Origin of the sequence: Homoserinimonas sedimenticola (assembly GCF_026094475.1) — a bacterium.
In the GTDB taxonomy this organism is placed as follows: domain Bacteria; phylum Actinomycetota; class Actinomycetes; order Actinomycetales; family Microbacteriaceae; genus Homoserinimonas; species Homoserinimonas sedimenticola.
In genome coordinates this window covers 1,438,859-1,456,832 of the sequence record NZ_JAPELL010000001.1, presented here as the reverse complement: position 1 = coordinate 1,456,832, position 17,974 = coordinate 1,438,859, and the positions used below count along the sequence as shown (strand labels likewise).

Annotated in this window: 13 protein-coding genes; 6 read left to right on the top strand and 7 right to left on the bottom strand. The window is 68.0% G+C overall.

All coding sequences use genetic code 11. From position 1 onward, the window contains the following. Window position 1: 1 nt before the first annotated feature. The 3 genes from OH146_RS06780 to OH146_RS06770 all read right to left on the bottom strand — a co-directional run bounded on the left by OH146_RS06780 (window position 2) and on the right by OH146_RS06770 (window position 3,496). Entirely contained in the window at window positions 2-964 is a 963-nt protein-coding gene (locus OH146_RS06780; RefSeq protein WP_265158759.1) for an alpha/beta hydrolase, read from the bottom strand. Window positions 965-1,026: 62 nt separating this feature from the next. Beyond that, on the bottom strand, window positions 1,027-2,472 hold the full coding sequence (locus OH146_RS06775) for an L-lactate permease (protein ID WP_265158757.1): 1,446 nt from the start codon (window positions 2,470-2,472) through the stop codon (window positions 1,027-1,029). Window positions 2,473-2,539: 67 nt separating this feature from the next. Beyond that, window positions 2,540-3,496 (bottom strand): LacI family DNA-binding transcriptional regulator, encoded by a 957-nt coding sequence (locus tag OH146_RS06770; protein WP_265158755.1) that lies wholly within the window; start codon window positions 3,494-3,496, stop codon window positions 2,540-2,542. Window positions 3,497-3,774: 278 nt separating this feature from the next. Between OH146_RS06770 and OH146_RS06765 the strand changes: the two genes are divergently transcribed. Further along, window positions 3,775-5,604 carry a DEAD/DEAH box helicase gene (locus tag OH146_RS06765; protein WP_265158753.1) on the top strand — a complete coding sequence of 610 codons (1,830 nt, stop codon included), beginning with the start codon at window positions 3,775-3,777 and terminating at the stop codon, window positions 5,602-5,604. 175 nt (window positions 5,605-5,779) lie between these two features. Here OH146_RS06765 and OH146_RS06760 read toward each other — a convergent pair whose 3' ends face one another. Next, window positions 5,780-6,133 carry a hypothetical protein gene (locus OH146_RS06760; protein ID WP_265158751.1) on the bottom strand — a complete coding sequence of 118 codons (354 nt, stop codon included), beginning with the start codon at window positions 6,131-6,133 and terminating at the stop codon, window positions 5,780-5,782. Between the two features lie 16 nt (window positions 6,134-6,149). Continuing rightward, window positions 6,150-7,064, bottom strand: a complete 915-nt coding sequence (locus OH146_RS13920; RefSeq protein WP_265158749.1) for an EamA family transporter — start codon at window positions 7,062-7,064, stop codon at window positions 6,150-6,152. Window positions 7,065-7,259: 195 nt separating this feature from the next. On the opposite strand from OH146_RS13920, the gene OH146_RS06750 reads away from it, so the two are divergent. Next, window positions 7,260-11,300: an ExeM/NucH family extracellular endonuclease gene (locus tag OH146_RS06750; RefSeq protein ID WP_265158747.1), complete on the top strand. Its 4,041-nt coding sequence runs from the start codon at window positions 7,260-7,262 to the stop codon at window positions 11,298-11,300. Between the two features lie 145 nt (window positions 11,301-11,445). On the opposite strand, the gene OH146_RS06745 is transcribed toward OH146_RS06750, so the two are convergent. Beyond that, window positions 11,446-12,705 carry a HipA domain-containing protein gene (locus OH146_RS06745; RefSeq protein WP_265158745.1) on the bottom strand — a complete coding sequence of 420 codons (1,260 nt, stop codon included), beginning with the start codon at window positions 12,703-12,705 and terminating at the stop codon, window positions 11,446-11,448. Continuing rightward, window positions 12,695-12,913 carry a helix-turn-helix domain-containing protein gene (locus tag OH146_RS06740; protein ID WP_265158743.1) on the bottom strand — a complete coding sequence of 73 codons (219 nt, stop codon included), beginning with the start codon at window positions 12,911-12,913 and terminating at the stop codon, window positions 12,695-12,697. The genes OH146_RS06745 and OH146_RS06740 overlap by 11 nt, the downstream gene beginning before the upstream one ends. Before the next feature lie 207 nt (window positions 12,914-13,120). Here OH146_RS06740 and cysK point away from each other — a divergent pair, with 207 nt between their 5' ends. From cysK to OH146_RS06720, 4 genes are all read left to right on the top strand, one after another. Next, window positions 13,121-14,056 (top strand): cysteine synthase A, encoded by a 936-nt coding sequence (gene cysK, locus OH146_RS06735; protein ID WP_265158741.1) that lies wholly within the window; start codon window positions 13,121-13,123, stop codon window positions 14,054-14,056. A 95-nt stretch (window positions 14,057-14,151) separates the two neighbouring features. Then, window positions 14,152-14,727, top strand: a complete 576-nt coding sequence (epsC, locus tag OH146_RS06730; protein ID WP_265158739.1) for a serine O-acetyltransferase EpsC — start codon at window positions 14,152-14,154, stop codon at window positions 14,725-14,727. A gap of 18 nt (window positions 14,728-14,745) precedes the next feature. Beyond that, complete coding sequence (locus OH146_RS13915; RefSeq protein ID WP_265158737.1) at window positions 14,746-15,675, top strand: CPBP family intramembrane glutamic endopeptidase; 930 nt, start codon at window positions 14,746-14,748, stop codon at window positions 15,673-15,675. A gap of 157 nt (window positions 15,676-15,832) precedes the next feature. Continuing rightward, window positions 15,833-17,944, top strand: coding sequence for an acyl-CoA dehydrogenase family protein (locus OH146_RS06720; RefSeq protein ID WP_265158735.1), 2,112 nt, complete (start codon window positions 15,833-15,835; stop codon window positions 17,942-17,944). The last annotated feature ends 30 nt before the right edge of the window (window positions 17,945-17,974 follow it).

Sequence of the window (17,974 nt, the reverse complement as noted above, 5' to 3'; positions counted from 1 at the left end):
GCTACAGCGCGCCGCGTAGGAACTCGACGATCTGTTCCCGCATGGCGGTCGGTTCAGAGGTGCCGAGCAGGCCGATCGAGTGAGCGATGCCGGGTACTTCGACGAGTGTCGCGGGCACGCCAGCGTCGGCGAGGGATGCCGCGAGTGAGCGGCCGTGCTCGACGGGGATGAACTCCTCCAGAGAGTGCCCGATGAAGAAGGGCGGGTCGCTCGGGTCGACGTGCGTCTGCGGTGTCGCGGCCTCGGCTGTCGCGCACGAGGAGTAGTTGGCGCAGCCGAGGTAGTCGAGCTGGGTGCGGTCGAAGCCTGCCGGCAGAGTGCCGAGGTCGAGGCCCGAACGCCTCAGGTCGGTGGGTGCGCTCAGCTCGACGACGGCCGCGACGCGGGAACCCGTGCCGAGGTTGCCCTCGCCCTCGGTTCCGAGCAGCGAGACGAGGTTGCCGCCGGCCGAGCCGCCGACGGCACCGATGAGCGCGGGGTCGTAGCCGTAGCGGGCCACCTGATCCGGATGCCGTGCCCACGCGACTGCAGCGCGGACATCCTCGATCGCGGCGGGGTAGGGCGCGGCAGGGGCCAGACGATAGTTCACGTTGAACACGACGAAACCCTCGGAGGCAAGCCACTCGCACGTGCTGCGCCACCACGTCGAGGCCTTGTCGCCCTCGCGCCAGCTCCCGCCGTGCACGAGGAGGAGTGCGCGGCGCGGGCCATTGTTGATCGTGCTGGCTGCGACATCCGTCAGCTCGCATATGTCGAGCAGTTGCGTGCCGCCCCCTCCCGCGGGGTAGGGCACGTCGTCGGTGACGGCAACACCCGGGTAGATCGGCACCGTGTCGAGGGCGGATGCGGGGCTCACGAGCGATGCATCGGCCGGGCTCGTGCAGCCCGCGAGGAGCAGGGCGGGCAGCATGAAGGCTGCGCTGAGCGCTGTGCCGTGACGGACGGACCCTCGGGTGCGGTGCATCGTGCGGATACTCTATGTGACAGCTGCGGCGCATCCGTTTTCAGGATTCGTGCGACTTTTTGTCAGGCGACGCCCCCGAGGAGGAAGGTTATCGGCGACAGGATGACGAGGATCACTGCGTTGGCCGCAAGCACCGCCACCATCGCGAAGCGCACGTCCGCACGCTCGGTGCCGCTGACCCGGTTGTCGTTCGCAATGGCGGAGGCGAGCGCGACGCGGGCCGGCGAGGAGATGACCGCCGCGCCGCCGCTCGCGTTCTGCGAGCCGAGGACCATCGCGGGGGAGGCGTCGATCGCCAGCGACACATGGCTGATCCCGGCGGAGAACATCGACGCGATCGCCGTGTTCGAGGCGGTCGTGTAGCCGCCGAGAAAGCCCATGAGCGGCACAACAAGGAGGAACCCCGTGCCAAGCATGGCGGCCCCGTCGGAGAGGGTCTCGGCCATGCCGTTTGCTGCGAGGAGCGCCCCGAGCACGATGAAGAGCACCGTCACAAGCCACACCGGCACGAAGAGCCGCAGGCCGCGCACGAGCCCCGTCGTGGCACCCTCTCGGTCGAGCCCCAGCAGGGCGGGGGTCACGACGGCGGTCACGAGAAGCCACAGGGCGGGGCTCGTCAGGACGGCGCTCGCTGCACCGAGCGGCACGAGGCTCGTGAATGCCGTCATCGAGAGCAGGGATGTCACGAGCAGGGCGTAGGGGAGAAGCGAACGCGTCGTCGCCCTGTCCATCGCGGGCATTCCGCCCCCGCGGATCCTCGCGAGCACGAGCAGCCACGCCGCCCCCGCGAGCGAGCTCAGGGCGCCGCTGAGCGGCACGCTGATCCAAAGGTTGGAAGCGAGGAGCACGAGCCACATCACGAGCGCTGTCGAGAGCACCTCGGGGCTGCGGCGCACCGCCACGCGCCAGCCCATGCCGACGATCGCGATGGTGGCGGCCATCACAAGCAGCACGGGGAGGTTGAAGAGCGCCGTCCAGATGCCGACCTCCCTGAAGTCCTCGCCGCCCAACTGCGACGAGACCAGCAGGCCGGGCGCGAGTGAGCCCCACGGTGCAACGACCATGCCGAGGAGCGCGATCGTCGCAGCGCGCGTCGCGCTCAGACCGATCTGAATGAGGAGGGGCGCCGCCACGATGATGCCGATGCCCCAGCCGATGAGGCTCTCCGCGAGGGGCCCGATCGTCAGGCCGATGAGCAGGAGTGCCCGCTCGCGGCCCTGCGCGGCGGCCTCCAGCCAGGCGCCAATGCGCGTCTGGGCGCCCGAGGCCGCGAGGGTCTCGGCGAGCAGCACGCCGCCGAGGATGATGAGGGATACGGCGAGCGTGATGGGCAGCAGTCGTCCGCCCGTGCTCTCGATCGCGTCCCAGGTGAGGGGAAAGCGGAACGAGAGCACGAGCGTCGCCGCGATCACCCCGATGACGACCGGTATGGGCTCCAGTCGGCACGCGAGCAGCACCGCGACGAGCACGATGGGCAGGGCCGCGAGGGCGAGGTCGATCAGGAGCATGGGTGGTGCAATCTGTGGGGTAGGGGCCCGGCCGCGGCGCCGGCGATCAGGGGAGGGCGCGAGGGTGTCAGCCCGGCGGCGGAGCGGTCGTACTGCGAAGCACGAGTTCGCCCGTCACCCGATGCGCCGTGACGCGATCACTCCCGTCGAGGAGGGTGAGGAGAGTGTCGATCGCGAGCTGGGCGGCACGGTCAGCCGGTCCGCTGACGCTGCTGAGAGGGGGACTGCACAGCTCGGCGCCCACGCTGTCGTCGTAGCCGATCACGCTCACGCCCCCCGGCACCTCGACGCCGTGTTCCCGCAGGCGGTTCACGATGCCGACTGCGAGGGCGTCATTGAACGCGACGACGGCGCTGGCACCGCTCGCCGCGATCACGTCGGCCGCGAGCCGCCCCTGTGCCGCCGTCGGAGTGTAGGGACCGATGCTGGTGAGGCGGATGCCGCGGCTCTCGGCCGCCCGCGCGAGGCTGTCTCGGCGGCGCGGCTGCGACCACGAGGCATCCGGACCGGCGACATACGTCACCTCACGGTGGCCGAGCGCCGCAAGATGCTCGATTGCCTGCACACTCCCGGCATCCGTGTCGATCGCGACGCTGCTGACGCCCTCGACCTCGCGGTTGAAGAGCACGAGAGTTGTCGTCTGTGCGAGTTCGAGCACCTCCTCGTCGGAGAGGTGACGCAGGGCAAGAATGTGCCCGCCCTCGCTGCGGGCCCAGCGCTTGGCATTCGCGCGCTCGAGGTCGCCGGAGTCATCGCTGAGGCTGAGCGTCATCGTGTAGCCCGCGAGTCGGGCCTGGCGCTCGGTCGAGCTCACGAAGCTGGCGAGGAAGGGGTTGTCGAGATCCTGCACCATGACCTCGATCGAGGGATGGCGACGCGCGAGCCGATATCCGAGCCGGCTCGCGGCGCTTGCGACGAGCTCCGCCGTCTCGGCGCTCACGCGTGAGGGGTCGGTCAGTGCGCGGGAGACGGTGGAGACGGCAACACCCGTCTCATCCGCGATGTCCTGCAGTCGCACGCGCATGTCTGCAACGCTACCGCAAATTTTGCACTGCGAAGAATGTCTCGCATAGTCGGCTTGCCTCGTGTAACGTAGGTAGGTCGGCTCTAGACAGCGCGAGTTCTCGCGTATGGGTTTGTAAGTCTTTCGGGCCGGTTCCCTCGCATCACCTACTCCTTGATGCCTGTGGGAAAAATCACGTATGTGAACGGTCCTGGTCAGAGACTGCCCGGGTTTCCTCAGTAGTTCAGCGCGATCTGCGCTGTGCCCTGCCATGCACTTGTTACAGCCCGGAAAGAATCATGCCCAAGAGCAACCCCAAGAACTTCGACGCCCCGCGAGCGAAGGGCGGCCCCAAGCCGGGCAGCCGCAGCCCGGGACACCGCGGCTACCGTGCCGAAGCAGCCCCGACCCGCGCTCCCAAGAAGCGCTGGACGGCGGATGACCGTGCCGTGCGCTCGGGCGACCGCCGCGCCTCCGACGACCGCCGTCCCGACTGGACCCCGCCTGCCGAGCGCCCCGCCAAGAAGCGCCCCTCCTACGGTGACCGCACGGAGCGTGCGCCGCGTCGTGATTTCGCTGACCGTGCGCCCCGTCGCGACTTCGACGAGCGGCCGCGCCGCGACTCTTACGACCGCGCGCCTCGTCGTGACTTCGACGATCGCGCGCCGCGTCGTGACTCCAACGACCGTCCGCGTCGCGACTCTAACGACCGCGCGCCTCGTCGTGACTTCGATGACCGTGCGCCGCGTCGCGATTTCAACGATCGCCCGCGCCGCAACTTCGAAGATCGCGCGCCGCGTCGCAACTTCGACGACCGTCCGCGTCGCTCCTTCGACGACCGTGCACCGCGCCGCGACTCCTCGGACTTCTACCCCAAGCGCGACGCCAAGCCCGCTTTCCAGCAGCAGGATGATGTCGTGCTCGAGCGCCTCGAGGCGCAGGTTGTGACGGCCGGCGAGGTCGAGGGCACGACGTTCCGCGATCTCGGTCTCGGCGACAACATCACCCGTCAGCTCGCGTCGATGGGGGCCGAGTCGCCCTTCCCGATCCAGGCAGCGACCATCCCGGTCGTGCTCGAGGGTCGCGACGTGCTGGGTCGCGGCCGCACCGGTTCCGGCAAGACGATCGCCTTCGGCGCGTCCGTCGTCGAGCGGCTCATGGAGAACAACGGTGGCAAGGGCCGCAAGCCGGGTCGTAAGCCCCGCGCGCTCATCCTGGCCCCCACCCGTGAGCTCGCGATGCAGATCGACCGCACCGTGCAGCCGATCGCGCGCAGCGTCGGCCTCTTCACGACGACGATCGTGGGCGGCGTGCCGCAGCACAAGCAGGTCATGTCGCTCCAGCGCGGCGTCGACATCGTGATCGCAACGCCGGGTCGCGTCGAGGACCTCATCGAGCAGGGCCGTCTCGACCTCAGCGAGGTGCGCGTGAGCGTGCTCGACGAGGCCGACCACATGTGCGACCTGGGGTTCCTCGAGCCCGTGCAGCGCATCCTGCGCGAGACGAGCGAGGGCGGCCAGAAGCTGCTCTTCTCGGCCACCCTCGACAAGGGTGTCGCGACGCTCGTCGACGAGTTCCTCGTGAACCCGTCGGTGCATGAGGTCGCGGGTGAGGATCAGGCGTCCTCGACGATCGACCACCGCGTGCTCCTGATCGAGCAGCGTGACAAGCGCGCCGTCATCGAGCAGCTCGCGGCGGGCGAGGGCAAGAAGCTCGTCTTCGCGCGCACCCGCGCCTTCGCGGAGGAACTCGCCGACATGCTCGACGACGCCGGCATCCCCGCGACGAGCCTTCACGGCGACCTCAACCAGGGCCGCCGCACGCGCAACCTGCAGCTGCTCACGAGCGGCCGGGTCAACGTGCTGGTGGCGACGGATGTCGCGGCTCGCGGCATCCACGTCGATGACATCTCGCTCGTGATCCAGGCCGACGCGCCCGACGAGTACAAGACCTACCTGCACCGCGCTGGCCGCACGGGTCGTGCCGGCAAGCAGGGCACGGTCGTGACGCTCGCGACGCGCAATCGACGTCGTCGCATCGACGAGCTCCTCGGCCGCGCCGAGATCGAGGCGAGCGTGCACCACGTCGCGCCCGGCGACGAGCTGCTCGACGAACTCGCCGCCGTCTAGCGCCCCTTCGCGGGGTGAGTAGCGCGGGTCGCTCGGCAGCAATCGCGCCAGCGCTTGCGCGAGCCGCGACCGTGCTTGCGAGGGAGGGCAGGGCCGTACCGAAACCCCGCACGCATCAACGGCTCCCGTGCCTCGATAAATCGAGGAGCGGGAGCCGTTCTGCATGAAGGCGCGGCTACGACTCCAGCGGTCGCAGTCGCTCGGGTATCGGAAACTCCACCGTGTGCTCCAGCAGCGGCACGTCAATGGCGCCCCAGTCCTCGCGCTTGACGCGGATCTCGTCCGTCGAGACCTCCGTGATGCGCACACAAAGCCATCTGCCGTCGTCGAGGAGTAGTTCGTAGGGTTCCGCGAGGTAGCCGATGCCCGTGGCATCCAATGTCTCTTCCGCGGTGAACCAGTCGACCACCCCGGTCAGTTCGCGGCCGAGCAAGTCGATTACTACAAAGCCCTCGCCCTCGGGGCGCATCCATCCGAGCCGCTCGCGGTCGCCGCGACGGTGTTCGATCCAGGTGGGGTCCACGGCCATGCGCTGACGTTAGCAGCTACGCGAGCGCGAGCATCCCCGCAGCCGTCACCGCGAGTGCCAGCCCCACCCACTGCAGCGCGGTCAGCCGCTCCCGCAGCACGATCGCCGCGAGGATGATCGTGCCCGCCGGGTACATCGCCGTCAGCACTGCCATGACGCTCAGCTCACCGAGTCGCAGCCCCAGCAGCAGGAGCGCGTTCGCGCCCGCGTCGAGCAGGCCGCACAACACCGCAAACTTCGCGCCCGCCACCCACGGGTGCGGGCCGTGCGTCTCCGCGACGACATCCGACGGTTGCGTGATGGGGGCGGATGCTGCGGCGCTCCTCCGCCGACGGGCGGCGACGATTGCGAGCACCGCCACCACGCAGAACATGACGGCGGAGTTGGTGGCACGGTTGGCGACGAGGGGCACGAGCCCCGAGTCATCCGGGGTCAGGTCGATCAGTACGAGGAAGGCGCCGATGAGCGCGCCCGAGGCGACCGCCATGGCGAGCGCGCGCACGGTGGGCCGTGCAGCATCCTTCTCGGGCACGAAGCCGACGAGCACGACCGCGACGAGCGCGAGGCCGAGCGCGGCATAGCCGAGCGGAGCGAGACGATCGCCGCTCGCGAGACCGACCGACATCGGCACGATCGCCGCGACGAGGGCGGTGAGCGGCGAGAGGATGCTCATGGGCCCGAGAGCGAGACAGGCGTAGAGCAGCACGAGGGCGCCCGCGCCGGTCACCCCGGAGAGGGCGCCGAAGAGCACGGCCTGCGCCGACCACTCGCCGCCGACGAGGGGGAGGGCCAGAAGCAGCACGATGAGACCGACGACAGCGGCGATCGCGGTCGCCCGGATGCTGCTGATGCGTCTCGAGGCGAGCCCGCCGAAGAAGTCGGCTGCACCGTAGCTGAGGGCGCCGGCGAGCCCGACGATGACGGTGAGCACCCGACCACGTTACTGGCTCGGCGGGAGCTGCCGTTGCGGCGGCCTTGGTTTCTGCGACGTGAACGCTCGATGACGACAACAAATGAGCACTTGGCGAATGTCGTAGGTCTCGATTACTTTCACCTTGTCCCCCAAAAAGGGGGTCTCAGCCTGCGTGTCTCGACGGCGAGACGCGCATGACATGGAGACGCACAAATGCAGAAGCCTGCCGACTCGGCCCCAGCACCGCGCAGAAGCAGAGGGGGTCGGCTCGCCGGCGTCGCCTCCCTCAGCGCCCTCACCCTTCTCCTCTCAGGCCTCAGCGCGACCAGCGCCGTCGCTGCCGAGGTCACCCATTCCATCGCCGAGGTGCAGGGCCCTGGAGCATCGACGCCTCTCGCGGGCCAGACGGTCACGGTAGAGGGGGTCGTCACGGCCGACTACCGCGGAGCATCCGGCTACCGTGGCATCGTCGTTCAGACGCAGGGTTCGGGTGGCGAGACGGATGCCACCTCTGCGGTCTCCGACGGCCTGTTCGTCTACCTCGGCAGCGCCAACCCGTCGGTCGAGATCGGCGATCTCGTACGCGTCACGGGCGAGGCAGGCGAGTACTTCGGCCAAACGCAGGTCAGCGCGACGTCAGTGGGAGCGACAGAGCTGGTCGAGGCCGGCGTCGAGATCCCCGCGGCCGCGCCCCTTCCCCCCTCCGTCGTCGGTGACGCACGGGAGGCCTTCGAGAACCAGCTGGTGGTCCCCACCGGCGACTACTACGTCTCTTCGAGCCACCAGCTCAGCAACTATGGAACGCTCTGGCTCAGCCCGGGGGCACCGGCGGTCAAGAGCACCGAGACGGCGGATGCCGGCCCTGAGGCAGACGCGATCGCGGCGGCCAACCGGGCCAGTCGCATCCTGCTCGACGACGGCTACAGCATCCAGGTAGGCAACAACTCTCACCCCGGCGAGCAGCCGTACTACATGGCGGAGCAGGTCGTACGTAACGGTGACGCTGTCAGCTTCCCCACCCCGTTCGTGCTGGCTTACGGCTTTGACGACTGGCGGCTGCAGCCGACGACACCGCTCACGGACGCCAGCCCGGATGAGAGCAAGCCTGTCTTCACGAGTGCCAACCCCCGCCCTGCTGAGGCACCCGCGGTCGGCGGCGACTTCCAGGTGGGCAGCTTCAACGTCTACAACTACTTCACGACGCTGCGTTCGGCGAATTCCGATGCCCGCGGTGCCACGACGGCCGCCGAGTTCGAGATCCAGAAGTCCAAGATCGTTGCAGCGATCAACGGTCTGGGTGCCGAGGTCGTCGTGCTTCAGGAGATCGAGAACTCGGTAAAGCTCGGCGAACCCGCCGACGAGGCGCTCGCAGACCTGGTTTCCGGGCTCAACGCGGCAGCCGGCGAGGGCACGTGGGACTACGTCGCAACGCCCTCCGAACTCGCCGACCCCTCCGTCACTGACTTCATCTCCAACGCGATCATCTTCAAGCCGGCCGCGGTAACAGAGGTAGGAGACAGCTTCACAGACCTCGACCCGGTCTGGGACATTGCTCGCAAGCCCATCGGGCAGACCTTCGAATCCGTCGACACGGGCAAGGTGTTCACTGTCATCGCCAACCACTTCAAGTCGAAGGGGGGCGACGGTGAGGAGCCCGCGGACGGCCAGGGCCAGTTCAACGCCGAGCGCGTCGCGATGGCGCAGCGACTCACCACGATCGTCGACGACATCGTCGCCGATCCACAGAAGTCGGAGGATGTGTTCCTCGTCGGAGACTTCAACGCCTACTCCGAAGAGGACCCGATCCAGGTCTTCACAGGTGCGGGCTACGTGGACCTCGTCGCCGACCGCACCGACGGCCAGTACACCTACACGTTCGACGGCGAACTCGGCTCCCTCGACCACATCGTCGCCACGCCCTCCCTCGCGGAGTACGTCACGGGTGCAGGCGTGTGGTCGATCAACTCGCCGGAGTGGGCGGAGCGCGGCTACTTCGGCGCGGCGGCCGAGGCGGGCACCGTCTACCGATCGAGCGATCATGACCCGATCGTGGTCGGTGTCAGTAGTGAGCTTGCCCCCGTTGAGATCGATATCCTCACGATCAACGACTTCCACGGTCGTCTCGGTGCCGCCGCCCAGCTGGGCGGCATGGTCGACGCCTACCGCGCCGAGAACCCCAACACCTCCTTCGTGAGCGCTGGCGACAACATCGGAGCCTCGACCTTCGACTCGTTCATTCAGAACGACCAGCCGACGATCGACGTGCTCAACGAGATCGGTCTCGACGCAAGCGCCCTCGGCAACCACGAGTTCGACAAGGGCCGCGCCGACGTCGATGAGCGCATCCTCGAGGAGGCCGACTGGCCCTATCTCGCGGCCAACCTCTACGACACCGAGACGGGCGAGCCCGCGTACGAGGAGTACTTCGTGCAGGAGCTCGGCGGCGTGCGCGTCGGTTACATCGGCGCCGTGACGGAAGCCCTGCCCGAGCTCGTCAGCCCCGCCGGCATCGAGACGATCGAGGTCCGCCCCGTCGTCGACGAGGTCAACCGCGTGGCGGAGGAGCTGAGCGACGGCGACGAGGCGAACGGTGAGGCGGATGTGCTCGTCCTCCTCGTTCACGAGGGTGCGGCCACCGCGGACATCTCCTCGTTGACGGATGACTCCGCCTTCGGCGAGATCGTCACGGGTGTCAGCCCCGAGATCGCCGCCATTCTCTCCGGTCACACGCACCTCGAGTACGCGCACGAGGTCGAGGTGCCCGGAATGGAGCAGCCGCGACTCGTCATCGGTGCCGGTGAGTACGGCGAGACCTACGGCCACGTCGACCTGACGGTCGACCCCGAGACGGGCGACATCGTCACCCTCAGCGGCGAGGTCCTCCCGCTCGAGGGCTTCGAGCCCGACCCGGAGGTCGCGGCGATCGTGGCCGAGGCGGAGGCGCTCGCCGACGAGCTCGGTTCCGTGAGCGTCGGGGAGATCGAGGAGTCGCTCTACCGGGCAGTCCAGTCGGATGGTTCCGAGAACCGAGGAGGCGAATCGACGCTCGGCAATTTCGTCGCCGACGTGCAGCTGTGGGCAGCGGAGCAGGCGGGCGCCCAGATCGCCTTCATGAACCCCGGCGGTCTCCGCGCCGACCTCGTCTACGAGTCGAGCGGCGAGGGTGACCCCGACGGCAACGTCACCTACGCAGAGGCGGCCGCGGTTCAGCCTTTCGCCAACACGCTCGTGACGATGGACCTCACGGGAGAGCAGATCCGGATGGTGCTGGAGGAGCAGTGGCAGCCCGAGGGGGCAAGCCGGCCCTTCCTCAAGCTCGGCGTGTCGGAGGGGCTCGTCTACACCTACGACCCCACGGCGCCGCAGGGCAGCCGCATCTCCTCGATCACGCTGAACGGCGAACCCCTCGACCCCGAGGCCAGCTACCGGGTCGTTGCGAACTCGTTCCTGGCGGCGGGCGGCGACAACTTCGCCACCCTCGCCGAGGGCGCCGATCGTGCCGACTCCGGTCGCATCGACCTGCAGGCGATGGTCGACTACTTCGAGCAGAACGAGGTCGTCGGCGTCGACCCAGCGCAGCGTTCGGTCGGGGTCGTCTTCTCCGAGCCCGGTCCCTACGCGACGGGGCAGCAGGTCACGCTCGAGCTGAGCTCGCTCCTCTTCAGCCGCGGCGTCACAACGGATGCCACGGTCGAGGTGTCGCTCGGCGGTGAGGTGCTCGGCACCGCCCCCATCGATCCGACAATCGTCGACACGACCGACGAGCAGGGTCGCGCATCCGTCACCTTCACGGTGCCGGCCGGGCTCTCCGGGCCGCAGTCGCTCCTCGTGACTGTGCCCGAGACGGGCACAAGCGTGACCGTGCCGATCGAGGTCGTGGCTGACCCGGATGAGGAGGCCATCGAGTCGAACAAGGAGCCCCGCATCACGGGTGCCGTGCGGGTCGGCAAGACGGTGAGCGTCAACGAGGGCCACTGGAGCGTCACCGACGTCGACTACTCCTACCAGTGGAACCGCGACGGCGAACCCATCGAGGGCGCGACCGGCGAGCGTTACCGCATCGTCGGGGCGGACGCCGGCAGCGATCTCACCGTCACCGTCACCGCGAGCGCGGAGGGTTACAGTGACGGCTCGGCCACCTCGGGCGAGCGCACCGTGAAGCCAGCACCGCGCGGCTTCTTCGGCGCGATCGCTGCCGCGATCGAAGACGCGCTCGACGAGCTCGCGAACCTGCTGGAGTGGCTCTTCGGTTAGGAGCAGTTTCGCTGCTTGAGTGGCGAAGCCTGCTCCGCTGATTGAGTAGCGAAGCGTACCGAAACCTCGACGACGGCCGGCTCCCCTGGTGGGGGCCGGCCGCCGCCGCTTTGCAGATCGCAAAGTGTCGCGGCCGGAGCGAGACTCAGCTGCGCCCTTCCGCAAACGCTGCAACCGCGTCAGCGACGAATCCTGCATACGGCGCATCAATGTGTGCGGCGGCATCGCTGAACGCCTGCGCCGCGCCGCTTCGAATCTCGTCCACCCGGTTCTCTGCCCACTCTTCATCGAGGGACAGCCTGCGTGCCGTAGCGACGAGCATCCGCTTGGAGATGGCGGCGAAGCGGTACTCGTCACCCACCTTCATCGCACTTCTGAGGGGGGCGGAGGCGCGGTAGGGCGCGTGAGTGCCGAGATCGTACAGGGGCGCCAGCTTCACGCTGCGCCGTTCCAGGAGGAGAGAGTAATTCTTGGCGTGAGCGTCCGTGCAGGCAGCCGAGACCGCGAAGACGAGCGCGCCGAAGAACTGCTCGCGAGCGCGTCTGCGTTCGTGCAGATCGGGAACAGAATCTCTGAAGAGATCAGCAATCGCGGCGACCCCGGGTCCGCCGTCGCCTTGATACTTCATCGCCGGGGGGACGGAGAGGGCCTGACAGAGGTCCTCCTGGTGCCGCCGTATCCATCGCCCGTCGACAACGCTGCGGTCGTAGCGGCGGCTCACGAAAACCCGGTGCCCCACCGGGGTCGTCAAGATTCCATGGTCAGCTACCGTGAGCCCTAGCCGTTCAGCGGCCGCCATCGTCACGTGCTCGTTGACGTCGTGGTCAGCATAGGGAGCCATCGCGGGTTTGAGTACGTGAGTGGTGGGTGTCGAGTCGCGTGGCACCCCCCAGGAACCGTCGTCGAATCGGAAGAGAGCGATCTTCGGCTGCGCTCCGGGCAGGCTCCAACGAGCTTCCATCCCCGTGCGCGAACCCCAGGTCGCGGCATTGTCGACGATGTCGGCGATGAGGTCAGCGAAGTCGTCGGTGCTGAGCCTCGCAATGTCTCCCTGGCGCGTTGCGGCGTCGCTCGAATCCTCCCCGGGTGGCAGAAGCTGGATGGCCCCTGCGGAGTCGCGGCCGATGTGGGTGAGGAGGGCGAAGGGGTTGGTGGATGTCTGGTATTCGGAGGCGAGTCTCGCGAGACGCGCCTCATTGTCCGGGAGTAGCCCTGCCAGGAACGGCATTATCGCGCGAGACGGATGCTTCGCTCGAGTGAGCGGCATGGAGAGCGACAAGGGTGTGGCGTCGGCTGACTGTCTGTAGTCCTCGTCGTAGGTGAAGGTCGTGTTGCCCTGCGGGCTCTGCGCCACCCTGCCGGCGAGGATGCCATCCATATACGCCAGCAGCTCTTTAGCGGGCATCGTCGTCCTCCACGTCGATCACGAGGTGAAGTGCGGTGAGCACATCCAATACCTTCGACAGTGGAACGGTCGATTTGCCGTGCTCGAAGCGCAGGAGCCATTCGCGTGTCACGGATGCGCGTTTTGCCAACTCCTGCTGTGTCAGGCCCATGTACTCGCGGCGATCGCGCACGAGGGCGCCCAGTTCTCGTCCAGTCCGCACCTTCATGGTTCCTCCTTAAAGTGCGCCGTCGCGCACCTTCCCCATTGTGCCCGACCGCGCACTTCTCGTAAAGTGCTCGCTCGCGCACATGGTGGGTGTGGGTGAGCACGAGGCCTTGCGCCAGCCCGTAACGTCTTTGTGCCGCACCCACCGCAAAGTTATGGTGAGTACTACCCGGTACCCACTCCTCCCTCCTAACGGAAGCAGCGTCTCATGGCCCGCATCTACGACAACGTCACCGACCTCATCGGCAACACCCCGCTCGTCCGCCTCAACAGAGTGACGGAGGGCGTGGGCGCGACCGTGCTTGCGAAGCTCGAGTTCTACAACCCGGCCAACAGCGTCAAGGACCGCATCGGCGCGGCGATCATCGACGCGGCGGAAAGCTCCGGAGCCCTCAAGCCGGGCGGCACCATCGTCGAGGGCACGAGCGGTAACACGGGGATCGCGCTCGCCATGGTCGGCGCGGCACGCGGCTACAAGGTGATCATCACGATGCCGGAGACGATGAGCAAGGAGCGCCGCGGCGTCATCCGCGCGTTTGGCGCCGAGATCGTGCTCACGCCCGGCTCCGAAGGCATGAAGGGCGCCGTTGCGAAGGCGCAGGAGATCGTCGCGGGCACGGAGAACGCGATCTGGGCCGACCAGTTCGGCAACCCCGCCAACCCCGCTGTGCACCGCGCGACGACGGGTGAGGAGATCTGGGCCGACACCGACGGCGAGGTCGACATCCTCGTTGCAGGCATCGGCACGGGTGGCACCATCACGGGCGCGGGCGGTCTCCTCAAGGAGCGCAAGCCGGGCATCCAGGTCATCGGCGTCGAGCCGATCGACTCGCCGATCCTCACGCAGGGCACGCCCGGCCCGCACAAGATCCAGGGCCTCGGTGCCAACTTCGTGCCCGACGTGCTCGACCGAGAGATCTACGACGAGATCATCGACGTCACGCTCGACGAGTCGCTTGATCTCGCACGCCGCCTCGCGACGGAGGAGGGCATCCTCACGGGCATCTCCTCGGGGGCCATCGTGAGCGCGGCCCTCCAGGTGGCGTCCCGCCCCGAGAACGCGGGCAAGACGGTCGTCGCCGTCGTCTGCGACTTCGGCGAGCGCTACCTCTCGACGATCCTGTTCGAGCACCTGCAGGACTGAGTGCCGCTTCTCGTTGCCATGCCCAAGGCCGGGCCCGGGATGATCCGGGTCCGGCCTTGCGTGTGGGCTGAGCCCGCAGCATCCGGGGTCGGCGTATGAGCGTCATCGGCCGCATCCGCGAGGATCTGGCGACCGCACGGCTGCGGGACCCCGCGGCGCGCAGCAACGCGGAAGTGTTCTGGCTGTACTCGGGTCTGCACGCCATCTGGTGGTACCGCATCGCCCACCGCCTGTGGGGGTGGCGCCGGTTCTTCCTCGCCCGCGCGGTGTCGCAGTGGGCCCGCTTCCTCACGGGGGTGGAGATCCATCCGGGCGCGACGATCGGGCGGCGCTTCTTCATCGACCATGGCATGGGGGTCGTGATCGGCGAGACGGCGATCATCGGCGACGACGTGATGCTGTACCACGGCGTCACCCTGGGCGGCCGGTCGTCGAAGCGCACCAAGCGGCATCCCACGCTCGGCAACCAGGTGACGATCGGGGCGGGCGCCGCAGTCCTCGGGCCGATCACGCTGGGGGACTGCTGCGTCGTGGGCGCGCATTCGGTCGTCTTGACGGATGCCCCGCCCCGCTCGCTGCTCGTCGGCAGCCCGGCGGTCCCGCGCCCACCCAAGCCGGAGCGGGAGTTCGACGCCCAGTTCTTCGACGACCCGGGCAGCTACTCGATCTAGCCTCGTAGGATCGACCCCGTGACCTTCGAGTATCACCGCCTGAATCGTTCGTGGCCGAAGTCCGCGTGGTGGAAGCCCCTCATCACCGGTCTCATCGCCTTCGTCTTCTACGCCGTGTTCACGCTGGCCCTCGCCGTGCCTGTCCTCGCGGCCGTCGTGTTCAGCGAGAACCCTCATCCCGCATTCGAGCGCCTTGTCGAAGAGGCGGTTATCGATACCTCAGACCCACTCATGCTCGCCTTCGCGCTCGTCTCGATCGCGCTCATGCTGCCGTCGATCATCCTGGCGACGCTCATCATGGGGCCGCGCCCGCTGGGTCTTCTCTCCTCGGTCGCGGGGCATCTGCGCTGGCGGTGGATGCTGCGGCTCCTCGGTCCCGTACTCGCGGTGTATCTCGCCGTGTTCTCGATCGGCTTCCTCCTTGTTCCGCTGCTCTCCGGGGGCGCCGCCGTCGTGCCGGAGTGGGGCGCGGATTCTCTCGCACTCATCGTCGTGGCGCTGCTGCTTGTTCCGGTGCAGGCGACGGCGGAGGAGTACGTGTTCCGCGGGTACCTCATGCAGACCATCGGCACGTGGTTGAAGCATCCGGCCTGGGCGATTCTCCTGCCGGTGCCGCTCTTCGTGGTGGGGCACATCTACGATGTGTGGGGCCTGCTGGATGTCGCGGTCTTCGGCATCTTCGCCGGCTGGATTACCTGGCGCACGGGCGGCCTCGAGGCGGCGATCGTGGCCCACGTTCTCAACAACACGCTCCTCTACCTGCTCAGTGCTGTCGGCGTCGTTGACGCCTCGACGACCGAGGGGAGCCCCGTCGGTGTTGCCATGACGGTGGTCATGGTGACGCTTTTCGGCTGGTGGGTCGTGGCCTTGCAGCGCCGTCACGGCATCGCGCGCACTCGTGAGATCGAGCGCGACCCCGCACCGGAGCTTGTGGATGCGCAACCGTAAAGTCCCGGTGGGCTTGTAGGAGTTGCACAGACGTGCCGCGGATGCGCGTGCTCGCGTTTATAGGCCGGTCACCGCGAACTTCGCGGGTGCGCGGGGGCGTGCCTAGCGTGGAATCCCACCCACCGTCTTGCCCGACTGACCCCCGGAGGACACCGTCATGGTCGACATCGCCAACAGCACTTCTGCCGTTCCCCCCACCGACGATGAGCGAGCGGGCGCTCTCGAGCGCCAGGTCGATGAGACCCTCGAGGCGACCTCGGCCGCGGCATCCGTCGAGGTCGACGCCCTGGGCCGCGTGCTGTTGGGTTCGTGGGCGGAGGTGCGTCTCGCGTCGCGAGAGGCAATGGAGGACCCGCAATTTCACCGCATCGACAACCTCACGAAGGAGGACCATCGCGAGCGCACTCTCGTGCAGCTGAAGGCCCTCGCCGACAGCGGTCGGGTGCACCGGGCCTTCCCGGAGGAGTTCGGCGGCCTCGGGGATCACGGCGGCAGCATCGTCTCCTTCGAGGAGCTGATCCTCGGCGACCCGTCGATGCAGATCAAGTCGGGCGTGCAGTGGGGCCTCTTCGGTTCGGCCGTGCTGCACCTCGGCACGGAGCACCACCACAGGACGTTCCTGCCGGGCATCATCAGCTTCGAGGTTCCCGGCATCTACGCCATGACGGAGACGGGTCATGGTTCGGATGTCGACGCGGTCGGCACGACGGCGACCTACGACGAGCAGACGGAGGAGTTCGTCGTCCACACGCCGTTCCGAGGTGCATGGAAGGACTACCTGGGCAATGCGGCGAAGCATGGCATCGCGGCCGTCGTCTTCGCGCAGCTCATCACGAAGGGTGTGAACCACGGCGTGCACGCGTTCTACGTGCCGGTGCGGGATGAGAACGGTGAGTACCTTCCGGGCATCGGCGGCGAGGATGATGGCTTCAAGGGTGGCCTCAACGGCATCGACAACGGTCGCCTGCACTTCACGAACGTGCGGATCCCACGCACCAACCTTCTGAACCGCTACGGGGATGTCGCGCCCGACGGCACCTACACGTCACCCATCGACAGCCCCGGGCGCCGCTTCTTCACAATGCTCGGCACTCTCGTGCAGGGTCGCGTCTCGCTCGATGGGGCGTCGACTCACGGCGCCGCGATGGGTCTTGCGATCGCGATCACCTACGGCAACCAGCGTCGCCAGTTCGCGGGCGGCGACGGGGAGGAACAGGTGCTGCTCGACTACGGTCGCCACCAGCGCCGCCTGATTCCCCGGCTCGCGACGACCTACGCGCAGTACTTCGCGCACGACGAGTTGCTGCAGCAGTTCGACGCCGTCTTCAGTGGGCGGGGTGACACCCCTGAGGCCCGTGAGGATCTCGAGACCCTCGCGGCGGCGCTCAAGCCGCTGTCGACCTGGCACGCCCTTGACACCCTGCAGGAGGCTCGCGAGGCGACGGGCGGCGCCGGCTTCCTCGCCGAGAACCGCATCACGGGGCTGCGCAGCGACCTCGACATCTATGCGACCTTCGAGGGCGACAACACGGTGCTCCTGCAGCTTGTCGCCAAGCGCCTGCTGGCCGACTATGCCAAGCAGTTCAAGGGGGCGGATGCGGGGAAGCTCGCCAAGTACGCGGTCGGCCAGGCGGCGGATCGGGTGTGGCACGACACGGGTCTGCGGCGCCTCGCGCAGACGGTGCGCGACTTCGGCTCGACGGCGCGCTCCGTCAGCGAGCTGCGTGACACGGAGGCGCAGCGCGAGCTGCTGACCGACCGGGTCGAGAGCATGGTGGCGGATGTCGCGCAGAAGCTGCGCCCCGCATCCAAGCTGCCCGCCGCCGCGGCACAGGCGCTCTTCAACCAGCACCAGAACGCCCTGATCGAGGCGGCGCGTGCGCACGCGGAGCTGCTGCAGTGGGAGGCGTTCACGCGCGGCCTGGAGAAGATCGAGGATGCGGGAACCCGTCAGGTGCTCTCGTGGCTGCACGACGTATTCGGGCTCGGCCTGATCGAGAAGCACCTGGCCTGGTATCTCATGAATGGTCGCCTCTCCCCGCAGCGCGCCCAGGCGGTGACGGCCTACATCGATCGGCTCGTCGCCCGCCTGCGCCCGCACGCGCAGGACCTGGTCGACGCCTTCGGCTTCAAGGACGTGCACCTGCGGGCGAGGATCGCATCGGGCGCCGAGCAGGAGCGTCAGGATGAGGCTCGCAACTACTACGCCGGGCTCCGCGCCTCGGGCGACGCCCCGGTGCACGAGAAGGACCTGCGCAAGAAGCGCTGAGCCTCCTATTCCGCCTCCTGCATTCATGGA

What these genes read in the sequence shown, in the direction of transcription:
- OH146_RS06780 (WP_265158759.1), bottom strand. Translation starts at nt 964, where the DNA reads ATGCACCGCACCCGAGGGTCCGTCCGTCACGGCACAGCGCTCAGCGCA.
- OH146_RS06775 (WP_265158757.1), bottom strand. Translation starts at nt 2,472, where the DNA reads ATGCTCCTGATCGACCTCGCCCTCGCGGCCCTGCCCATCGTGCTCGTC.
- OH146_RS06770 (WP_265158755.1), bottom strand. Translation starts at nt 3,496, where the DNA reads ATGCGCGTGCGACTGCAGGACATCGCGGATGAGACGGGTGTTGCCGTC.
- OH146_RS06765 (WP_265158753.1), top strand. Translation starts at nt 3,775, where the DNA reads ATGCCCAAGAGCAACCCCAAGAACTTCGACGCCCCGCGAGCGAAGGGC.
- OH146_RS06760 (WP_265158751.1), bottom strand. Translation starts at nt 6,133, where the DNA reads ATGGCCGTGGACCCCACCTGGATCGAACACCGTCGCGGCGACCGCGAG.
- OH146_RS06750 (WP_265158747.1), top strand. Translation starts at nt 7,260, where the DNA reads ATGCAGAAGCCTGCCGACTCGGCCCCAGCACCGCGCAGAAGCAGAGGG.
- OH146_RS06745 (WP_265158745.1), bottom strand. Translation starts at nt 12,705, where the DNA reads ATGCCCGCTAAAGAGCTGCTGGCGTATATGGATGGCATCCTCGCCGGC.
- OH146_RS06740 (WP_265158743.1), bottom strand. Translation starts at nt 12,913, where the DNA reads ATGAAGGTGCGGACTGGACGAGAACTGGGCGCCCTCGTGCGCGATCGC.
- cysK (WP_265158741.1), top strand. Translation starts at nt 13,121, where the DNA reads ATGGCCCGCATCTACGACAACGTCACCGACCTCATCGGCAACACCCCG.
- epsC (WP_265158739.1), top strand. Translation starts at nt 14,152, where the DNA reads ATGAGCGTCATCGGCCGCATCCGCGAGGATCTGGCGACCGCACGGCTG.
- OH146_RS06720 (WP_265158735.1), top strand. Translation starts at nt 15,833, where the DNA reads ATGGTCGACATCGCCAACAGCACTTCTGCCGTTCCCCCCACCGACGAT.